The sequence below is a fragment of the Sporosarcina sp. So3-204 genome (assembly GCF_058068165.1).
In genome coordinates, this window is sequence record NZ_CM176485.1 from 1,410,498 (window position 1) to 1,430,086 (window position 19,589).

Below are 19,589 nucleotides of genomic sequence, written 5' to 3' on the forward strand. Positions count from 1 at the left end.
AAACGTTTCATGCTTATAAGCATGAAACGTTTTTCTATTACATAAACTAATATGCAGAGAAAAAGGAGGACGATGGATGAAAGAAGAATTGTATGAAACATTGGCTAGGCGCACAGATGGTGATATTTACATCGGCGTCGTCGGTCCTGTTCGTGTAGGTAAGTCCACGTTCGTGAAAAGAGTTATGGAAGAAGTGGTGATTCCTAACATGACAGATGAGGCGGACAAAATACGAGCACGAGACGAGCTGCCACAAAGTTCACCAGGACCAGTGATTATGACGGCGGAACCAAAATTCGTACCTGCTCAAGGGACGGCAATCTCAGTAGGGGACGGAGAGTTGAAATTCCAAGTAAGGCTTGCTGATTGTGTTGGGTATGTGATTGATGGTGTTAAGGGTTATGAAGATGAAAATGGACCTAAGTACGTCCATACACCTTGGCATAACGAGCCAATCCCGTTTGAAGAGGCCGCCCGCATTGGGACTGATAAAGTAATACGGGATCACTCAACGATTGGGATACTATTAACGACAGATGGTACCGTAAACAATATTCCGCGCGCGGCGGCAGAAGTCGCAGAAATAGAAATTGTTGGAAAGTTAAAAGAAATAGGAAAGCCATTTGTTATTGTATTAAATTCAAAAATGCCTGCAAACGAAAAAACAGTCTTACTAAAACAGCGATTACACGAGAAATATGAAGTGCCAGTAATTGCGATTAGTGCTGATCAATTAAATGCGCAGGAAATTCAACTTATTTTAAAAGAAGCACTTTACGAATTCCCAATTTCGGAAATTCAAGTACAGAAACCCGATTGGATGGAAGTTCTTGGACCGGATAATATGTTAAACGCTTCCATTGACAAAATTGTTAGTGAAGGGTTTCTTGGCGCTTCAAAGATACGTAAGGTTCAGGAACTGGCTGAACAACTGAAAGATGAAATGTATGTAAGGCATGCTGAAGTTGTCGAGGTAGACGCTGGTCAAGGTAGAGCGTCATTGAAAATCGAGATGGATGAACAAGCATTTCGTGAAGTATGTGAAGAAATAATGGAACAAGAAGTAGGCACAAAAAAAGATTGGTTGTTATTTATTAAAGAAGCTTCAAAAGCAAGGAAGTCTTACAGTATGTACGCAGAAGCGATTGATAAAGCTAAAAAAGATGGTTACGGGGTTGCGCTCCCGGTCATCGATGATTTTACACCATCTCCACCTGAACTTATTAAGCAAAATGATTTCTTCGGTGTTCGAATGAAGGCAAAAGCTCCTTCACTTCATATTATTCGAGTAGATATGGAGGCCGAGTTCTCGCCGCTTATTGGTTCCGAGTTTCATAGTCATCATTTACTGAAAGACTTGAAAGATGCTTATTTACATGATCGAGAAGCGCTATGGCAAACACAACTTTTCGGAACGCCTTTACATGAAGTGATGAAGGAAAGTATTCGATTTAAAACAGATTCAGTCCCAGAAAATGCCAGAAAAAGACTACGTGAGACAATTGAGCAAATGGTGAATGAAGGTAATAAAGGTATGATCACATTCATCGTTTAATTTTTTTCAATTATGACGTCGTACAAAAATTAGGCTGGAAATAGACTAATAATCTAAAGCCTAAAACTTAAGAACATTGATACTTGTATCTTTTTGCCCTGAAAATTTATGAAAATAGGCATTGGAGGAAAGATCCGTCACAACGGGTCTTTTTCTTCATTTTACATAAAATATGCATTATAATGGGAAATCCGCATAGATATTGTTGCATGGCGGTTTTTCTTGTGATACTCTTTCTACAGTATTGCAATCAACAATGCGACGAGGGGAGGTGAATAGTGTGAACAAATCAGAATTAATTAACTCAGTAGCTGAATCAGCAGAACTTTCAAAAAAGGATGCTACATCAGCAGTAGAAGCAGTTTTCGAAACGATCCAATCAACTCTTGGAGAAGGCGATAAAGTCCAAATTATTGGTTTTGGAACTTTCGAAGTTCGTGAGCGTGCTGCACGTAAAGGACGTAACCCACAAACTGGAAAAGAAATTGATATCGCTGCAAGTAAAGTTCCTGCCTTCAAAGCTGGCAAGGCGCTTAAAGACGCAGTTAAATAATCGTAACGATTACATAGGAGCCTGTTCGTTGAATCTTTTTTATTAGATTCACGGATGGGCTCCTTTCCGTTTAACTAAAGTCAGTAAAATGATTAGTAGTTATCACACATTATCAAAGTAACTTTTCGGGTAAACGCATGAAAAAATCTAGACAAAATTAAGTCGAAGCGTTATTGATTTAAAAGTTAGCATGAAAATGAGTTCATGAACTGTACGAAGATAGGTAAGTATGCTACTATTTTTGAAGAAATAGCTTTATTGTTCTTTGAGGAGGAATAACAAGATGCATGAAGTTGACTATGGAAAAATAGAAAAAGCGGTAACAATGATTTTAGAGGCAATTGGAGAAAACCCAGAACGTGAAGGCCTTTTAGATACACCAAAACGTGTTGCGAAAATGTATGGTGAAATGTTTGAAGGGTTACATAAAGATCCAAAAGAATATTTTAAAACAGTATTTCATGAAGATTATGACGAAGTTGTTATTGTTAAAGACATCTCATTCCATTCTATGTGCGAACATCATCTTGTGCCCTTCTTTGGAAAAGCGCATATAGCCTACATACCTAGGGATGGAGTAGTTGCAGGATTAAGTAAATTAGCGAGAGCTGTCGAAACAACTGCGAAAAGACCTCAGCTCCAGGAAAGAATAACATCGACAGTTGCTGATGCAATGATGGAAATGTTAAATCCTGTTGGTGTTTATGTTATTATTGAAGCCGAGCATATGTGTATGACAATGCGTGGGATTCGGAAACCAGGAGCTAAAACAATAACGTCTGTCACACGTGGAATTTATGAGAATGACGATGTGAAGCGCTCTGAAATACTTTCACTTATTAAGATGTCATAAGGGCTTTGCCGAAATGTCCTAATTTGTGATATGATGGACTATACGAACAGACAGGGGTGGTAGATAGTATGACACAATCCGACTATATCGTAATTAAAGCAAAAGAAGATGGAGTAAATGTTATCGGACTAACACGAGGTGACGACACAAAGTTTCATCACACGGAAAAGCTAGACCGTGGCGAAGTAATGATTGCTCAATTTACTCATCACACGTCAGCGATGAAAATACGCGGAGAGGCAGAAGTCCATACCGCATATGGTGTCGTAACAAGTGAAAGCAGAAACTAACACTTTTAGTAGACACTTTCCCCGAGACGTCTTTGAATGGAGATTCGACGATGGAAAGACAAACTATGTATGATGATATTAAAAAATATATGAGCGAGATGGAGCTTGCAGTTCGCCACCCAATATTGAAAAGAGATATTGGTATGGTGAATCTTGATAAAGCTAAAGTTTTCTTTCTTTTACTTCCTAAAATGAATGGAGAAAAGTGGAGTGAACCCATCAACACGGCAGCGATTGCCGTGGGTGCTGTTCAGGCTGGTTTTGATGCGCATGATGAAATAAATGCATCAGATGCAACAACGACGATGCAACAGCTCACAGTGCTTTCAGGAGATTACTATAGTGGCATTCACTATAGACTACTCGCATCAATACCTGATTTTGATTTTATCCGCTCTCTATCGCAAACTATTGGCCAAATTAATGAATCTAAAACGAATTATCAAGACCGTTCACCGGAAGGCTCAGAACAGCTTCTTGAAGCGGTTCGAATAATAGAAACAGGTTGTATAACACAGTTTTTACATAAGTTCGGTTTTTCTAAGTATATCCCTATAGTTACAGCTGCATTACCACTGATCTCCATTGAACTGGACAGAGGCCCTTTATATCTTGGTAGAGGCATCGACACATTCGGTTGGACGATTCAAGAAATAGATGCTGAAAATATAATTAAGAAATTAAGGAAAGAAATTAAAACTGAAATAGAGAAAGCGGACTTTATAAATCCGTTGTTGCGAAGTGAAATCTTAGAGATGACAATACCACTTCTTGAAAAACCGATTTAAGAAAAGAGGTATGCTTTTTGACTTTATCAAAAGAAGAGAAGGTTCACGGTGTATTTGAGAAGATATCCGGTGATTATGATAAAATGAATTCCGTCATAAGTTTTAATCAACATAAGAAATGGCGAGATGATATGATGCGTCGCATGGCTGTCTACGAAGGAGCACGTGTGCTCGACGTTTGTTGCGGCACTGCAGACTGGACTATTGCTTTAGCAAAGGCTACTGGCGGCACTGGTGACGTTATAGGGTTAGATTTTAGTGAAAGTATGCTGGAGTCAGGTAAACCTAAAGTGGAAAACTATCCTGTAATAAAACTTGTTCATGGCAATGCTATGAAGTTACCTTACGCTGATAATTCTTTCGATTTTGTAACAATCGGATTTGGTTTGCGTAATGTACCTGACTACGGAACGGCTTTAAGTGAAATTAATCGTGTTTTAAAACCTGGTGGAATGATTGCGTGCTTAGAAACTTCGCAACCTGAAATCCCTGGATATAAACAATTATTTCGTCTTTATTTTAAATTTATAATGCCTATACTGGGGAAACTTCTTGCTAAGAGTTACAAGGAATATTCTTGGCTCCAAGAGTCAGCGGATGACTTTCCTGGGATGAAGCAGTTGGCTCATATGTTCACAGAAGCAGGCTTTAAAAATGTATCTTATAAGTCATATAGCGGTGGAGTAGCTGCGGGACATATCGGGTTTAAACAGTGAACTCCGTAGGGGAAGGTGATCGTTTTGGAAAAACTACAGTTATTATCGCTATATGCTAATTTCCGAAAGGATCTCACTTTTATTGAAAAGGAGCTGGAACGCTCAGTCGATTCAGCTTCCCCCATTATTCGACAAGCATCGCTACATCTTCTTCGTGCAGGCGGTAAAAGAATCCGACCTATATTTGTTATTCTTGCTTCTGAGTTTGGGAACTATTCGCTAGAAAATGTGTCTAAAGTTGCTGTCTCACTTGAACTTGTTCATATGGCCTCGCTTGTTCACGATGATGTTATAGATGACTCTGATATTCGTCGTGGCCTTCAAACTGTTAAGGCGAAGTGGGATAATAAAATTGCGATGTATACTGGAGATTATATTTTTTCCCGGGCACTAACTTCGATTGGAGAAATAGAAATTCCAGCGGTGCATCGTTTACTTGCTAAAACAATGCTTGAAATTTGTGAAGGTGAAATTATTCAGATAGAACAACAAAGGGAAGTTAATCAAACAATCCGTGATTATCTGCGTCGAATAAAACGTAAAACAGCTCTACTTCTATCATCTAGTTGTGAGCTCGGTGCACTTGTTTCTGGGGCTGACGCGTCTATCGTTAGAAGGTTGAGTCGATTCGGTTATTATGCTGGCATGTCTTTTCAAATTACTGATGACATTCTTGATATCACATCTACCGATGAAGAACTTGGTAAACCTGCGGGTAGTGATTTGTTAAACGGTCATCTAACACTTCCGATTTTATACATAAAAGACGATGCGGCATTCCAACCATATATGCATCAATCCTTTAACGGTACATTGTCTGAAGTTGATCGTGGGAAAATGATTTCGTATGTTAGGAATTCTGGGGCTATTGAGAAAGCACAAGCAGTAAGTGATCTATATATACATAAGGCACTAGCAGAAATTAACAGCTTGCCAGATGGGGATTCGAAAAAAGCATTTAAACAAATAGCTGAATTTATTGGGAAACGTAATTATTAACAACCTAATAGTTGAAAGAAAATGTGTCGAATGATAAGATTTACAAGGGAAATCCCGTATGTATAAACTAAGGAGTGTTTTGAATGGAAAGAACTTTTTTAATGGTTAAACCTGATGGTGTTCAACGTAATATTGTAGGTGAAGTTGTAAGTCGTTTTGAAAATAAAGGATTCCAACTTGTTGGTGCGAAACTTATGCAAATTTCAACAGAGCTTGCAGAGCAGCATTACGGTGAGCATAAAGAGCGTCCGTTCTTTGGTGAGCTTGTTGATTTCATCACATCTGGTCCTGTATTTGCAATGGTATGGGAAGGCGAGAATGTTATTTCTACATCACGTCTATTAGTTGGTGCAACAAACCCAGCTGAAGCAACTCCTGGAACAATTCGTGGTGATTTTGCAGTTACTGTCGGAAAGAACATTATCCATGGTTCAGATGCACCTGATTCAGCGGTACGTGAAATCGGTCTTTTCTTTAAAGAAGAAGAGTTAGTATCGTATGTCAAGGATTCGAACAACTGGATTAACTAATTTTTAAAAACAGCCACGCGGTAATCGCACGGCTGTTTTTGTTATTCTTATCTATTGAAGTTAATGTAGGAGGTTACTCATTGGCAGACTATGCGGCATTTATTGGGAATATAAAAAAGAAAACAGGAATAGATTTGTCACTTTATAAGGAAGCCCAAATGAAGAGAAGATTAACCTCGTTGTACGAAAAAAAGGGTTTCAAAAACTTTAATGAGTTCTATAAATCGATACATAATGAAACTGCAGTACTAGATGAGTTTCTTGATAGAATGACTATCAACGTCTCGGAGTTTTATAGAAATGCACAGCGTTGGGAAGTCCTTGATAAAATTATTGTTCCTCGGCTTTTAGCTGATAACAAAAGACTGAAGATTTGGAGTGCGGCTTGCTCTACCGGAGAAGAGCCATATACACTTGCAATGGTGCTGTCATCTCATTTGCCGATTCGTGATATTTCTATTTATGCAACTGATCTAGATATAGGGGTAATTGAGAGAGCAAAAGCTGCGTTGTACCCTGAACGCGCGCTGAAAGAGGCGCCAGCTGAAGTCGTGAAAAAGTACTTTGTTAATAACGGAACCTACTACCAAGTGACTGATGAGATAAAAAGTACGGTGACATTTAAGCAACATAATTTATTGGATGATCGTTATGATTCTGGTTACGACCTAATAGTTTGTAGAAATGTAATGATCTATTTTACTGAAGAGGCAAAAGAGAAAATCTATACAAACTTTGCGAATTCATTAAAAACTGGTGGCGTTCTTTTTGTTGGAAGTACAGAACAAATATTTAATCCAGCGAAATTTGGACTTGAATCAATCGAAACATTCTTTTATAAGAAAATATAAATATCCGGATTTTTTTCCGGATATTTTTAATACTTGAGTTAATTTCATAATTACCTTAACTTGCTACAACGACACTGCATATTGTTCGAGAACGATTCTACTCGACTATATGTTGTGGTGGTGTAGCAATAAAACCTATTATGAAATTGATTGACTTAGACATAGTCGAATCATATTTAATTTGTTATAGTGCTTAGAAAAGGTATAAAGATAGAGGAGGAGACAGGATGAGATTTTTTACAGCTGGTGAGTCGCACGGTCCACAACTAACTGCAATTATTGAAGGATTACCGGCACAATTGGAATTAACGACAGACATGATTAACAAAGAACTTGCAAGGAGACAGGGTGGGCATGGTCGTGGTCGACGAATGCAAATTGAAACGGACGAAGTAGTTATTTCTTCTGGTGTTCGTCACGGAAAAACACTTGGTTCCCCATTGACGCTTTCTGTCGTCAATGATGATTGGAAACATTGGACTAAAATAATGGGTGTAGAGCCGTTGGATGAATCAATAAACCCAGAAGATATAAAACGTCAAATCACACGTCCTCGTCCAGGGCATGCAGATCTTGTTGGCGGCATGAAATATGGGCATAGAGATCTCCGAAATGTTTTAGAACGCTCATCAGCACGTGAAACGACAATGCGCGTTGCAATTGGAGCGGTTGCTAAAAAGTTCCTATTAGAACTTGGTATTACGACAGTTGCTCATGTACAGGAAATTGCAGGTATTCAAACAGATCCAGATACATATGCAAATTTAGAAATAGAAGAATTAAGAGAAGTTATAGAAAATGATCCTGTTTATTGTGCAGATCCAACAGCTTCAAAAAAGATGGTTGCTGCAATTGATGATGCCAAAGAGCGCGGAGACACAATTGGTGGAGTTGTTGAAGTAATAATCGAAGGCTGTCCACCAGGAATTGGTAGCTACGTTCAATTTGATCGTAAATTGGATAGTAAGCTTGCAGGCGCAATGATGAGCATTAATGCGTTTAAAGGTGTGGAATTTGGTCTTGGGTTTGAAATGGCTAAAAAATTCGGAAGTGAAGTACATGATGAGATTGCTTGGGATAAAGAGCGAGGCTATTACAGAAAATCGAATCGACTAGGTGGATTGGAAGGCGGTATGTCTACGGGAATGCCTATCATTGTAAGAGGGGTAATGAAACCGATACCGACGCTATACAAGCCGCTTGAAAGTGTTGATATTAACAGTAAAGAACCGTTTGTAGCGACTGTAGAGCGTTCTGATCCTTGTGCAGTGCCTGCTGCTTCTGTTGTTGCTGAACATGTTATAGCAACTGAACTTGCAAAGGCAATCATGGAAGAGTTCCGTTCTGATACTATTGAGGGCTTGAAAAAAGAGATTGATGCGCATAGACAATATGTGAAGGAGTTTTAATATGCAAAAACTTAATGTGAACATTAAAAATCACGAGTATGACGTGCATATTGGTAAAGACACATATAAACTTTTTTCAGCACAATATAAGGTGTTGCTTGAAAGTGCTGATCGTATTGCAATTATTGCAGATGAAAATGTGGCGAATTTGCATTTGCCAATCCTTCTAGATGCGTTACAAACTACTAAAACAATAGAAGTGAAAACAGTGCCAGCAGGTGAAAGTTGTAAATCCGCTAATGTTTATACAGAATGTCTTTCATTTTTACTTTCAAAAGGATTTACAAGAGATTCACTTATTATCGCGTTTGGCGGCGGAGCTTGTGGGGATTTAACAGGTTTTGTCGCTGCGACTTATATGAGAGGCATACGCTATATTCAATGTCCTACGACGATTCTGGCCCATGATAGTGCGGTTGGCGGTAAAACTGCAATTAATATGCCAGGTGGAAAGAATATGGTTGGTTCTTTTCATCAACCAGTTGCTGTACTTTTTAATATGTCAATCTATGATTCTCTACCACAAAAAGAAATACGATCCGGGATGGCAGAATTATTGAAACACGCTTATATTTCAGACGAGCAATGGTCAGAAAAGCTTCTTTCAAACAAGTCTTTTTCTCAGCCATCAATTGATTGGTTATCTTCTGAACTTCTTCGTGGCATTCATGTCAAGGCTCAAATTGTTGCTGAAGATGAATTCGAACTTGGTGCACGTAAGTTTCTTAACTTTGGTCATACATTTGGTCATGCAGTCGAAGCCGCATGCGGATTCGGTGGTTTAAGTCATGGTGAGTCTGTGATGATCGGGATGGCTTATAGTTTAATATTAAGTGAATCGAATGGTGCTATTACAGAAAAAGATTCAAATGAATTTATTAGGTTTGCGGTTGAAAACGGCTATACTTTCAAACCTGTACATGAATATACATTTGAAATTTTTATGGAGTATATGCAAAAGGATAAAAAAGCTTCATTTGGTAAGTTGAATTTTGTTTTACTAAGTAAGATTGGTCATCCATTTGTAACTGAAATAACAAGTGAGCAATGCCGTATAGCATTCGATGAATTAAAAAGTAGAACGGGGGATACAATATGACGGTAAGAGGGTTGCGTGGTGCGACAACGGTTCGTGTTGATAAAGAGCTTATTGTTCTTGAAGCAACGGAAACACTTGCACGCGAAATAGTAGAGAAAAACAATATCTTGCCTGAAGATATTGTTTCTGTATTGATTTCAACTACAATGGATATAAAATCGACATTTCCAGCTAAAGCTATTAGAACAATTGATGGATGGAAGTATGTACCTGTTATGTGTACACATGAAATAGATGTGCCAGGCGGAATGCCACTTTGTATACGAATTCTTATGCATGTAAATACTAATACTTTACAACAAGATATTACTCATATCTATCAAAATGAAGCAGTAAAATTACGACCAGATTTACAAAAATAAATAAATTAACCGGAGGGATAAATATGCGTTGGAAAAAAGCACTTGCAGAATTATCGCCATACAAACCAGGTAAATCAATTGAAGAAGTAAAAAGAGCTTACGGCTTGGATGAAATAGTTAAACTTGCATCTAACGAGAATCCATACGGTACAGCACCAGCTGTCAGTGAATATTTAGCGTTAGCAAAAGTAGACTACGAAATTTATCCGGATGGTTATGCAACTAGTTTGCGAAAAAAACTGGCTGAAAAACTAAATATTACCGAAAATAAGCTTATTTTTGGAAGTGGTTCTGATGAACTAATTGTTATTATCGTTAGGGCTTTACTGGGTGTAGGAATGAATACAATTATCGCAACGCCTACTTTTCCGCAATATGCTCACCACGCTAAAATAGAAGGTGCGGGTGTTAAAGAAATTCCACTAATCGATGGGCAACATGATTTGGACGGATTTACTAAAGCAATTGATGAAAATACATCGGTTATTTGGATATGTAGCCCAAACAATCCTACAGGTAATTTAATTAACACTGAAGAACTAATAGCTTTTTTAAATAAAGTTCCTAGCAACATTTTAGTAGTTCTGGACGAAGCATACTATGAATATATCGTTGATGAAAATTATGAAGAGACAGTTAATTTAGTTGATACCTATTCGAATGTAATCGTATTGAGAACTTTTTCGAAAGCTTATGGCTTGGCATCATCAAGAATTGGTTATGGTATAAGTAACCCAGAAATTATTTCAAATTTAGATACTGTTAGAAGTCCTTTTAACATTACGACTGCTGGCTTAAAGCTTGCCGAAAAGTCACTTGAAGATGATGAATTTATTAATAACTGTAGTAAATTAAATCGAGAACAAATTAAACGTTTCCAAGAATATGCTGCAATGCATAATTTACATATGTTTGACACACAAGCGAATTTTGTGCTAATTGAAGTACCTGGTAGCGCGGATGAAGCAACGGAGACCTTATTGAAGAATGGTTTTATCGTAAGAAGTGGTGATGCACTAGGGACGCCTGGTTATGTAAGAGTGACTGTAGGAACAGCAGACCAAGTCACCGCGTTTTTTAAAGCGTTTGATGCAGTGCTAGAAGGAGCAGGTTTACTTAAATGAGAACAAATGTAGCGATTATTGGACTCGGATTAATAGGTGGTTCACTTGGACTTGCATTAAAAAGAGATCCAAATGTTCACATTACCGGTTTCGATAATTCTTATAGTACGATGCAAGAAGCTTATCGACGTGGAATTATAGATACAATTTCAGTTTCGTTAGAGAGCGCTACCATCCATGCCGATGTAATAATATTTGCGACACCCGTTAACACTACAATACGTTTAATGAAAGAAATAGTAGAATGGGAATTAAAAAAGGATGTAATTATTTCTGACACTGGGAGTACAAAGAACTTAATAATGGAAGCAGCTGGGCCTTTATTAAAAAAAGGCCTTACATTTATAGGTGGTCATCCGATGGCGGGCTCGCATAAAAGTGGTGTTTCTGCGGCAAAAGAGCATTTATTTGAAAATGCATATTATATCCTGACTCCTTCTAACGTGACAAAAAAAGATGCGCTAAAACGATTTCAAACATTGCTATCACCAATTAAAGGTAAGATTGTTATTCTTGATGCGAGTGAACACGACCGTATGACAGCGATAGTTAGTCATTTTCCGCACCTAGTTGCGTCGTCACTCGTAGGACGACTTTCTGCGCAACAAAAAACACAACCATTTGTTCAAAATTTAGCAGCGGGCGGATTTCGTGATACGACCCGAATTGCTTCAGCAGATCCAATTATGTGGCGTGATATTACAATCCAAAATCGTGATGAGTTGATAAATCAATTAGATGGATGGCTTAAAGAGATGGGTAATGTACGCAGAATGGTCATGCAAAGTGATCCAACTGAGATATATGCTTATTTTGAGCATGCGAAAAAGTATAGAGATGAATTGCCAATAACTTCGCAAGGCGCCCTTTATATGACACATGATTTACATATTGATGTACCAGATCATCCAGGAGTTATATCTGAAGTAACACGGATACTTGCCGATGAAAGAATAAGTTTGACAAATATTCGTATTGTGGAAACGAGGACAGATGTTTTTGGAATACTTGTTATTAGTTTTCAAACGTCTGAAGATCGTGAAAGGGCTCAAGCTGCATTGGCATACGAAACAGAATATAGTACGCATATCGTCTAAATGGAGGTATTAGAAATGGATAGATTAAAAGAAATGCATTTTACTAAACCAGTTTTGAGTGGCGAATTAGTCGTTCCTGGTGATAAGTCAATTTCACATCGAGCAATTATGCTAGGTTCTATTGCAGAGGGACAATCTAAAGTTACAGGCTTTTTAGACGGTGAAGACTGCCTTCGTACAATAGAAATATTTAAGCAACTTGGCGTTTCAATTGAAAGAGAAGGTTCTGACGTTTTAATTGATAGTCCTGGTATAAATAATTGGAAGACACCGAGTGAGGAGTTGTATGCTGGGAATTCTGGAACGACAGCCCGATTAATGCTTGGTATTCTTGCAAGTTCGAATGTCGTTACAATTATGACTGGTGATGAGTCATTATCTGGCCGTCCAATGGATAGAGTAACGCTACCTTTACGGTCGATGGCAGCAGTTATCAAGAGTGAAAAAGAAACAGATTTTCTTCCCCTCAGTATTAAAGGTGCTCCACTAAAACCAATAGATTATAATAACCCGGTTGCCAGCGCGCAAATAAAATCTGCCATATTGTTTGCAGGTCTTCAGATAGCGGGAACAACAACAGTCCGTGAAAAGACCGTTTCGCGCGATCATACTGAGCAAATGCTCAAACACTTTGGTGCAAAAATCCAAACTGAAGATGGTAAAGTCAGTGTTACAGGTGGGACATCCCTAAGTGGTACTGATGTACATGTACCGGGCGATATTTCTTCAGCAGCGTTTTTTATGGTTGCTGCAGGAATGATTAAAGGTAGCTCAGTTAAACTTACAAATGTGGGGCTTAATCCTACACGAACTGGCATAATTGATGTTTTACAAAACATGGGCGTATCTATTTTGACTTCGGATGTGTCAGATGAAAATGGCGAATTATCTGGAACGTTAACCATATCTCATAATCAAATTAATCCAGTGGAAATTAGTGGTTCTCTGATCCCGAGGTTAATAGATGAATTACCTATTATTGCCCTTTTAGCCACGCAAGCAAATGGTACGACAATTATTAAAGATGCTGCTGAGCTAAGAGTGAAAGAAACAGATAGAATTGCGGCTGTCACAAAAGAGTTAACAAAAATTGGCGCGAACATAGAAGCGACAGCTGATGGGATGATTATTCATGGTCCAACACCGCTAACAGGTGGTACGATGGATTCTTATGGTGACCATAGACTTGGTATGATGGCTGCAATTGCGTCACTTATTGCATCAGAACCTATTTCTATTGAAGATGTATCATGTATTAATATTTCTTACCCTAATTTCTTTAAAGATCTTGATATACTTATTAAAAGAGAATAATGGTAATACAAGTTACTTGTATGTATATATTTGGAAGGTTCAGGTGAAAATATGGAACAACTTCTAGAAGTTGAACAAATTATTCAACAAGGCGATTTAGATGCGCTAGCACTCCTACTTGATAAACTCATGGAATCTACTGACTTTGATATGTTATACGAAGTAGCAGATGTATTAGTAGCTTATGGATTTATTGAAGAAGCCGATCGGATTTATCAAACATTGCTTATGCACTTGCCAAATGAGGCTCAATTAAAAATTGACCGTGCAAGTACTTTAATTGAATTAGGAGAAGAAGACCAGGCGCTGTTACTTCTAACAGAAGTTACAGAGGATGATGAAGAGTATATTCAGGCTCTTCTTGCGCTTGCTGATTATTATAATATGACTGGAATGGCGGAATCTGCCTTTAGCAAGGTTAAAGAAGCACACTCGCTTGATCCTGAGGAACCTGTGATTCAGTTTGCTTATGCAGAGCTCCTTCTTGATGCTGGTAAGTACGGAGAAGCTGCGAGATTTTTTCTTGAATTAAAAGAGCAGACAGATGTTATTAGTGACGTAAGTATTAGTTCGAGATTAGCGGAAACTTATAGTTCTGGAGGCGCTTACGAAGAAGCAATTCCTTATTACGAGGAGTTGTTAGAAGAGAAAGCATTACCTGACACACTTTTCGGAGCCGCCTTCGCTTATTATCAAAGTAATCAACCAGACAGGGCAGTTATATTGCTTGATCAATTGATTGAAATTGATCCGGACTATTTTTCGGCTTATATTTTATTAGGACAAGCAAAATCTCTTGTAGGTGACGATGAGGCTGCATACAAGGTTTATCAAAATGGTATTCGAAGGGATGAATATGATAAAGAACTACAGCTGTCCGCGGGTAAATCAGCTTTAAAACTTGGTCTAATTAAAGAGGCTGAAACCCATCTAAGAGAAGCGCTTGTACTCGATCCAGAATATATGGAAGCACTTATTGTTTTGGCTTCTTTATATAATGAACAAGAACAAGATGAACTCTTACTAGAACTTCTGGCATATATGGAACCTGAAAAAGAAGATATGCCATCACTTTTAAAAGCTTTTTGTGCATATGCTTATGAACGTACCGAACGTTATATAGATGCATACGAATCATATAGCGAGGCATATAGTGAAATGAAGGAAGATCATGAATTTCTGGGGAATTACGCAAACTTTCTAATTGAGGAAGGGAAGCGGAGTGAAGCTATTGTGGTCGTTAATCAATTAGTGACACTCTTTCCAGAGGATCAGAATTGGAGAGCCTTTCTTGAAGCGCAATCTGACGAGGAGGTGTGATATGACGGCTATGATTCCAGTCGCTGCGAAGAAGGAATTTGTACGATGGTTTCTAAAGCGATACAAATTAAAACGCCGTGAGTGTGTCTGGATTTTAAATTATCTTCTTAGCCATGAAGAGCTTCTACAAAGTGTTCACTTTACTGACGAGGCTCATTATTGCCCTAGGGCAATGGTGATTTCCACAACGGAAACTGAAAGTATTCCGTTTCGTTTTTATAAAGGTAATTTAATGACTGCAGATGCAGAAAAGTCTTTTCATGATTTAAGACTGTACCCTAAAGAAAAAATGTATATCCAGCTCAACTTTCCAAGTAGTCATACATGTGCACGTTTTGCAAGTGTGCGTGAAGAAAATCCTTTCCTTCCGTCCTATTTACAAGTGAGCGAAAAAGACAAACGAACGGCAGAACTGTTGCTTGAAGAGAGTATTGCTATGTTGACAGAGGAAGTATTGAAGAGAAAAATTGATGAAGCGTTAGACGCGAATGATAAGGAGCAATTTATTCATCTTTGTAGTATGCTTAATGAATTGCGAGAAAAAAGGAATTCTTGACTCCATCTACCAGGATGGAGTCGTTTATTTTAAGGAGGATAAACCGATGAACTGGACAGCAAAAGATATGGATGTATATATTCAACAAAAAGATTATATCGACTCACTACTTGTACCGCTTTATAAAATCGATACGGATCCAGAAAAAATGAAAAGTAGTTCTTCTTCAACAGAATTTTTGACGAATGTAACAACGTTTATTGAGACTCAATTTAAAGGACGAATCATGCTAATGCCGCCATTCTCTTATACACAATCAGTTGATTTGGAACAAATGGGATCGTTACTTTCGAATGATATTAGCGCAATGAATTTTAAATATGTCTTCTACATAACGGCGGATGCCAACTGGAAATCCGTTGAACTACCTGGTGAAGTTATCTGGCTTCCTTCGTTGCCTTTAGAAAATATGGACCGGAAATTAAAGCAATCAGTTATCGAGGATCAGCTAATTCAAGTTATGCCTTTACTTACTAAGAAATGGGCAGAGGGATAAAAGTCAATATTTGTTCACAAAGTTTGTTATAGTATGTAGAGTTACATTGAATTTTGAGGATAATTAAGCTATCATAGAAGTGTCCTAGTATTACATTTAGCAAAAGTATGTCCATTGGACTGACCTTTAAGTAAGAGGAGGGAAATGATGAGTAAGAAACGAGTATCAAGACGCCAATTCCTTAGCTATTCGCTTATGGGTGTCGGTGGTTTTATGGCTTCCGGAATGCTAATGCCAATGGTTCGATTCGCAATTGATCCGGTATTACAAAAAGAGGGTGATGGAGCCTTCACTGCAACACCACAAAAAGTGGACGAGCTAACTGATACGCCTGTTCGAGTCGATTATACAATTGTAGATCGTAAAGATGGTTGGTACCATTCAGATGTATCGTATACTGCTTGGGTGTATAAAGATGGCGATAGAATCGTAGCACTTTCTCCTGTTTGTAAGCATCTTGGTTGTACTGTGAACTGGGGAGATGAAGATCCGAACGAATACTTCTGTCCATGCCACGGGGGTCGCTATAAGAAAAACGGCGAAAACATAAAAGGTACACCGCCAATTGGACCGTTGGATGAATATGAAGTACTGGTAGAAGACGGATACGTCCATCTTGGAGTAACAAAACCGAACACATTAGTCTAAAAATGTAAGGGGGTACGACCGAAGTGCTAAACAAAATTTATGATTGGGTTGACGAACGGTTGGATATCACCCCGATTTGGCGCGATATCGCTGACCACGAAGTACCTGAGCACGTAAACCCTGCGCATCACTTTTCAGCATTTATTTATTGTTTCGGGGGATTGACGTTTTTCGTCACAGTTATTCAGATCCTATCTGGTATGTTTTTAACGATGTACTATACGCCGGATATTGAAAATGCTTGGAAGTCCGTTTACTACCTTCAAAATGAAGTAGCATTCGGTGAAATCGTGCGTGGGATGCATCACTGGGGAGCGTCGCTTGTTATTGTAATGATGTTCCTCCACACATTACGTGTATTCTTTACAGGTTCTTATAAGAAGCCTCGTGAGTTAAATTGGGTCGTTGGAGTTTTAATCTTCGTTACGATGCTTGGACTTGGTTTCACAGGTTATTTATTACCATGGGATATGAAGGCATTATTCGCTACAAAAGTAGGTATTGAAATTGCAGCATCTGTGCCGTTTATCGGGGATCAGATTAAGATGCTCCTTGCAGGAGACACTCAAATTCTAGGTGCTCAAACCTTGACACGCTTTTTCGCGATTCATGTATTCTTCCTACCAGCTGCTTTGCTTGGGTTGCTTGCGGCACACTTTATCTTTATTAGAAGACAAGGTATTTCAGGACCACTATAAGAACAGTGTCTATCGATGTTAAATCGATTTTAAAAAGGAGGGGACAATATGCATCGCGGAAAAGGGATGAAATTTGTAGGGGACTCCCGAATTACTCAAAAGAAACCAAATGTTCCTAAGGATTACTCAGAGTATCCTGGGAAAACTGAAGCTTTCTGGCCAAACTTTCTTTTGAAAGAATGGTTAGTAGGAGCCGTTTTCTTAATTGGATATTTAGTATTAACTTTAGCTCATCCAGCACCACTTGAACGTCAAGCGGATCCGACCGATACAATGTACATACCGGTACCAGATTGGTATTTCCTTTCAATGTATCAGTTATTGAAATATTCGTTTGCTTCAGGACCGTGGAACATTGTTGGTGCAATTATTATGCCAGGACTTGCAATCGGTGCTTTAATGCTTGTTCCATTTATGGATACATCAAAAGAGCGTCGTCCGATTAAACGTCCGCTTCCAACAGCATTTATGCTACTTGCAGTAGCTGCACTTATTTTCTTAACATGGGAATCAGTTGCAAACCATGATTGGGAGAAACAAAAACTTCAAGGAGCAATCGTTGAAGAAGCTGAATTCGATATGGATGCAGAAGGTTATCAAATCTATGCGGGTTCATCTTGTATTAGTTGTCATGGTGGTTCATTTGAAGGTGGCTTAGGTAAGCCGTTAGTAAATAATGGCCATACAGCTGAAGAGATTGCAGATATTGCTGTAAATGGTACTGAGAATGGTAAAATGCCTCCATCTTGGGATGGCTCAGATGAAGACTTAAAAGTGCTTTCAGAGTTCATTGAAAGTTTAAATCAGTAATAATTAAAAAGAGTTAGGTAACTGACTCTTAATTAAAAAGAGTTAGGTAACTGACTCTTAATCAAAAAGAGTCAGGTAACTGACTCTTTTTTTTGTACATAATGACGTATTTCTATAAAGAGGTAGGTGTTCACTATTTCATTAATAAATCGTATTTGGCTAATTTTATCCCATAAATCATTTCTTTGGATTTTATTAATCGTTAATATATTAGGAACCGTTTACGGATATGATTGGTATATGTGGCAATTGGTTATTACAGAGCCAAAGTTTTGGATCTTTGTTCCTGATAGCCCAACTGCTAGCTTGTTTTTTTCTTTAGCTATAATTGGGTGGATAATCGGGAAAAACTTTAAACTTATGGAAGCGCTTGCGCTTATTACGCTTGTAAAATATGGTCTTTGGGCTGTCGTATTGAATATCCTAACCCTTATAGAAACAGGTTCTATCGGGCCTGTAGGATGGATGTTAATTGGTTCTCATTTTGCAATGGCTGTTCAAGCAATTCTGTATTTTAGGTTCTATAAGTTTAGTTTTGTACAAATCGTTATTGCGGCTATTTGGACATTACATAATGACGTTATTGATTATGTTTTTGGACAAATGCCAATCTATGGGGATGTGATGAAATATAGTAATCAAATTGGTTATTTTACATTTTGGTTATCTATTGTTTGTATTGCGCTTGCTTATTTTGTTTGGAAAAGACGTTTAACAAACAATATCAAATAATAGTAAAAAGTTGAAAAGTAGAAGCTTGCGATATAAAATGAAACTATAGATAAAGAGGAGGAAGTTTGAGATGTTCTTTTTGTACCTAGGGCTCATCATTTTATTACCAGTTTATGCGCAATTTAAAGTGAAAAGCACATATAAAAAGTATTCGAAAGTTCGCTCGACATCGGGAATGACGGGTGCTCAAGTGGCAAGACATATATTAGATCAGAATGGATTACAAAATGTTAAAGTCGTTGAATCTCAGGGGTTCTTAAGTGACCATTATAACCCTATAACAAAAATCGTAGCGCTGTCTACTCATAATTACCGAGAAGCATCTGTAGCGGGCACAGCAATAGCTGCACATGAAGTTGGACACGCAATACAGGACCAAGAGGCTTATGCTTTTCTTAAGTTCCGTCACAGGCTTGTTCCAGTCGCAAATATTACATCAAAAGCATCTTGGATATTCATTATGATTGGGGTTATTTTCTCGTCGATGAATTCGTTGCTTGGGATTGGTATCGCGCTTCTCGCAGTTGGAGTAGTGTTCCAATTAGTAACATTACCAGTCGAATTTAATGCTTCTAGTAGAGCGATGGATCAAATTGTTTCATTAGGAATAATTAACAACGAAGAAGAAGTTCACGCTAAAAAAGTACTTAGTGCGGCAGCAATGACTTATGTAGCTGCAGCTGCAGTTGCGGTTCTTGAACTCGTTCGACTTCTTCTAATCTTTACAAATAGAGATTAAACAGAAGAAAAAGGTCCATCCCTATTAAGTGTGGGATGGACCTTTTTCTA

At 38.2% G+C, this 19,589-nt stretch carries 23 protein-coding genes; all 23 read left to right on the forward strand.

Going from position 1 to position 19,589, the window contains the following annotated elements:
* Nucleotides 1-76: 76 nt before the first annotated feature.
* The 23 genes from spoIVA (at nucleotide 77) to AC3RV6_RS06905 (ending at nucleotide 19,539) form a co-directional block, all read left to right on the forward strand.
* Nucleotides 77-1,555, forward strand: coding sequence for a stage IV sporulation protein A (spoIVA, locus tag AC3RV6_RS06795; RefSeq protein ID WP_489748693.1), 1,479 nt, complete (start codon nucleotides 77-79; stop codon nucleotides 1,553-1,555).
* A gap of 280 nt (nucleotides 1,556-1,835) precedes the next feature.
* A complete protein-coding gene (locus AC3RV6_RS06800; protein WP_489748694.1) occupies nucleotides 1,836-2,108 on the forward strand; it encodes an HU family DNA-binding protein in 273 nt (90 codons plus the stop codon).
* Nucleotides 2,109-2,391: 283 nt separating this feature from the next.
* Complete coding sequence (gene folE, locus AC3RV6_RS06805; protein WP_489748695.1) at nucleotides 2,392-2,961, forward strand: GTP cyclohydrolase I FolE; 570 nt, start codon at nucleotides 2,392-2,394, stop codon at nucleotides 2,959-2,961.
* 68 nt (nucleotides 2,962-3,029) lie between these two features.
* Entirely contained in the window at nucleotides 3,030-3,251 is a 222-nt protein-coding gene (gene mtrB / locus AC3RV6_RS06810) for a trp RNA-binding attenuation protein MtrB (protein ID WP_489748696.1), read from the forward strand.
* 50 nt (nucleotides 3,252-3,301) lie between these two features.
* On the forward strand, nucleotides 3,302-4,039 hold the full coding sequence (locus tag AC3RV6_RS06815; RefSeq protein WP_489748697.1) for a heptaprenyl diphosphate synthase component 1: 738 nt from the start codon (nucleotides 3,302-3,304) through the stop codon (nucleotides 4,037-4,039).
* Nucleotides 4,040-4,056: 17 nt separating this feature from the next.
* Entirely contained in the window at nucleotides 4,057-4,755 is a 699-nt protein-coding gene (locus AC3RV6_RS06820; RefSeq protein WP_489748698.1) for a demethylmenaquinone methyltransferase, read from the forward strand.
* Between the two features lie 24 nt (nucleotides 4,756-4,779).
* Nucleotides 4,780-5,754 carry a polyprenyl synthetase family protein gene (locus tag AC3RV6_RS06825; protein WP_489748699.1) on the forward strand — a complete coding sequence of 325 codons (975 nt, stop codon included), beginning with the start codon at nucleotides 4,780-4,782 and terminating at the stop codon, nucleotides 5,752-5,754.
* Nucleotides 5,755-5,837: 83 nt separating this feature from the next.
* Complete coding sequence (gene ndk / locus AC3RV6_RS06830) at nucleotides 5,838-6,284, forward strand: nucleoside-diphosphate kinase (protein ID WP_489748700.1); 447 nt, start codon at nucleotides 5,838-5,840, stop codon at nucleotides 6,282-6,284.
* An 80-nt stretch (nucleotides 6,285-6,364) separates the two neighbouring features.
* A complete protein-coding gene (locus AC3RV6_RS06835; protein ID WP_489748701.1) occupies nucleotides 6,365-7,135 on the forward strand; it encodes a CheR family methyltransferase in 771 nt (256 codons plus the stop codon).
* A gap of 227 nt (nucleotides 7,136-7,362) precedes the next feature.
* Nucleotides 7,363-8,544, forward strand: coding sequence for a chorismate synthase (gene aroC / locus AC3RV6_RS06840; protein WP_489748702.1), 1,182 nt, complete (start codon nucleotides 7,363-7,365; stop codon nucleotides 8,542-8,544).
* 1 nt (nucleotide 8,545) lies between these two features.
* Entirely contained in the window at nucleotides 8,546-9,643 is a 1,098-nt protein-coding gene (aroB, locus tag AC3RV6_RS06845; protein WP_489748703.1) for a 3-dehydroquinate synthase, read from the forward strand.
* The gene (aroH, locus tag AC3RV6_RS06850; RefSeq protein WP_489748704.1) at nucleotides 9,640-10,005 is read left to right on the forward strand and encodes a chorismate mutase; all 366 of its coding nucleotides are present in this window, start codon (nucleotides 9,640-9,642) and stop codon (nucleotides 10,003-10,005) included. The genes aroB and aroH overlap by 4 nt, the downstream gene beginning before the upstream one ends.
* A gap of 23 nt (nucleotides 10,006-10,028) precedes the next feature.
* Nucleotides 10,029-11,129, forward strand: a complete 1,101-nt coding sequence (gene hisC, locus AC3RV6_RS06855) for a histidinol-phosphate transaminase (protein WP_489748705.1) — start codon at nucleotides 10,029-10,031, stop codon at nucleotides 11,127-11,129.
* Nucleotides 11,126-12,226 (forward strand): prephenate dehydrogenase, encoded by a 1,101-nt coding sequence (locus AC3RV6_RS06860; protein ID WP_489748706.1) that lies wholly within the window; start codon nucleotides 11,126-11,128, stop codon nucleotides 12,224-12,226. The genes hisC and AC3RV6_RS06860 overlap by 4 nt, the downstream gene beginning before the upstream one ends.
* Before the next feature lie 15 nt (nucleotides 12,227-12,241).
* Nucleotides 12,242-13,540, forward strand: a complete 1,299-nt coding sequence (aroA, locus tag AC3RV6_RS06865; RefSeq protein WP_489748707.1) for a 3-phosphoshikimate 1-carboxyvinyltransferase — start codon at nucleotides 12,242-12,244, stop codon at nucleotides 13,538-13,540.
* 51 nt (nucleotides 13,541-13,591) lie between these two features.
* Complete coding sequence (locus AC3RV6_RS06870; RefSeq protein ID WP_489748708.1) at nucleotides 13,592-14,860, forward strand: tetratricopeptide repeat protein; 1,269 nt, start codon at nucleotides 13,592-13,594, stop codon at nucleotides 14,858-14,860.
* A gap of 1 nt (nucleotide 14,861) precedes the next feature.
* Nucleotides 14,862-15,416, forward strand: a complete 555-nt coding sequence (locus AC3RV6_RS06875; RefSeq protein WP_489748709.1) for a ReoY family proteolytic degradation factor — start codon at nucleotides 14,862-14,864, stop codon at nucleotides 15,414-15,416.
* Nucleotides 15,417-15,462: 46 nt separating this feature from the next.
* Nucleotides 15,463-15,912, forward strand: coding sequence for a DUF2487 family protein (locus AC3RV6_RS06880; RefSeq protein ID WP_489748710.1), 450 nt, complete (start codon nucleotides 15,463-15,465; stop codon nucleotides 15,910-15,912).
* A 147-nt stretch (nucleotides 15,913-16,059) separates the two neighbouring features.
* Nucleotides 16,060-16,560, forward strand: coding sequence for a Rieske (2Fe-2S) protein (locus AC3RV6_RS06885; RefSeq protein ID WP_489748711.1), 501 nt, complete (start codon nucleotides 16,060-16,062; stop codon nucleotides 16,558-16,560).
* 23 nt (nucleotides 16,561-16,583) lie between these two features.
* On the forward strand, nucleotides 16,584-17,258 hold the full coding sequence (gene qcrB, locus AC3RV6_RS06890) for a menaquinol-cytochrome c reductase cytochrome b subunit (protein ID WP_489748712.1): 675 nt from the start codon (nucleotides 16,584-16,586) through the stop codon (nucleotides 17,256-17,258).
* A 48-nt stretch (nucleotides 17,259-17,306) separates the two neighbouring features.
* On the forward strand, nucleotides 17,307-18,068 hold the full coding sequence (locus tag AC3RV6_RS06895) for a c-type cytochrome (protein ID WP_489748713.1): 762 nt from the start codon (nucleotides 17,307-17,309) through the stop codon (nucleotides 18,066-18,068).
* A gap of 126 nt (nucleotides 18,069-18,194) precedes the next feature.
* Nucleotides 18,195-18,800, forward strand: a complete 606-nt coding sequence (gene lhaT, locus AC3RV6_RS06900; protein WP_489748714.1) for a lipoprotein heptaprenylglyceryl N-acetyltransferase LhaT — start codon at nucleotides 18,195-18,197, stop codon at nucleotides 18,798-18,800.
* Nucleotides 18,801-18,870: 70 nt separating this feature from the next.
* Entirely contained in the window at nucleotides 18,871-19,539 is a 669-nt protein-coding gene (locus AC3RV6_RS06905) for a zinc metallopeptidase (RefSeq protein WP_489748715.1), read from the forward strand.
* The last annotated feature ends 50 nt before the right edge of the window (nucleotides 19,540-19,589 follow it).

Coding starts and splice junctions, on each gene's coding strand:
- spoIVA (WP_489748693.1), top strand. CDS start 77: ATGAAAGAAGAATTGTATGAAACATTGGCTAGGCGCACAGATGGTGAT.
- folE (WP_489748695.1), top strand. CDS start 2,392: ATGCATGAAGTTGACTATGGAAAAATAGAAAAAGCGGTAACAATGATT.
- mtrB (WP_489748696.1), top strand. CDS start 3,030: ATGACACAATCCGACTATATCGTAATTAAAGCAAAAGAAGATGGAGTA.
- AC3RV6_RS06815 (WP_489748697.1), top strand. CDS start 3,302: ATGGAAAGACAAACTATGTATGATGATATTAAAAAATATATGAGCGAG.
- ndk (WP_489748700.1), top strand. CDS start 5,838: ATGGAAAGAACTTTTTTAATGGTTAAACCTGATGGTGTTCAACGTAAT.
- aroC (WP_489748702.1), top strand. CDS start 7,363: ATGAGATTTTTTACAGCTGGTGAGTCGCACGGTCCACAACTAACTGCA.
- aroB (WP_489748703.1), top strand. CDS start 8,546: ATGCAAAAACTTAATGTGAACATTAAAAATCACGAGTATGACGTGCAT.
- aroH (WP_489748704.1), top strand. CDS start 9,640: ATGACGGTAAGAGGGTTGCGTGGTGCGACAACGGTTCGTGTTGATAAA.
- hisC (WP_489748705.1), top strand. CDS start 10,029: ATGCGTTGGAAAAAAGCACTTGCAGAATTATCGCCATACAAACCAGGT.
- AC3RV6_RS06860 (WP_489748706.1), top strand. CDS start 11,126: ATGAGAACAAATGTAGCGATTATTGGACTCGGATTAATAGGTGGTTCA.
- aroA (WP_489748707.1), top strand. CDS start 12,242: ATGGATAGATTAAAAGAAATGCATTTTACTAAACCAGTTTTGAGTGGC.
- AC3RV6_RS06870 (WP_489748708.1), top strand. CDS start 13,592: ATGGAACAACTTCTAGAAGTTGAACAAATTATTCAACAAGGCGATTTA.
- AC3RV6_RS06875 (WP_489748709.1), top strand. CDS start 14,862: ATGACGGCTATGATTCCAGTCGCTGCGAAGAAGGAATTTGTACGATGG.
- AC3RV6_RS06880 (WP_489748710.1), top strand. CDS start 15,463: ATGAACTGGACAGCAAAAGATATGGATGTATATATTCAACAAAAAGAT.
- AC3RV6_RS06885 (WP_489748711.1), top strand. CDS start 16,060: ATGAGTAAGAAACGAGTATCAAGACGCCAATTCCTTAGCTATTCGCTT.
- AC3RV6_RS06895 (WP_489748713.1), top strand. CDS start 17,307: ATGCATCGCGGAAAAGGGATGAAATTTGTAGGGGACTCCCGAATTACT.
- AC3RV6_RS06905 (WP_489748715.1), top strand. CDS start 18,871: ATGTTCTTTTTGTACCTAGGGCTCATCATTTTATTACCAGTTTATGCG.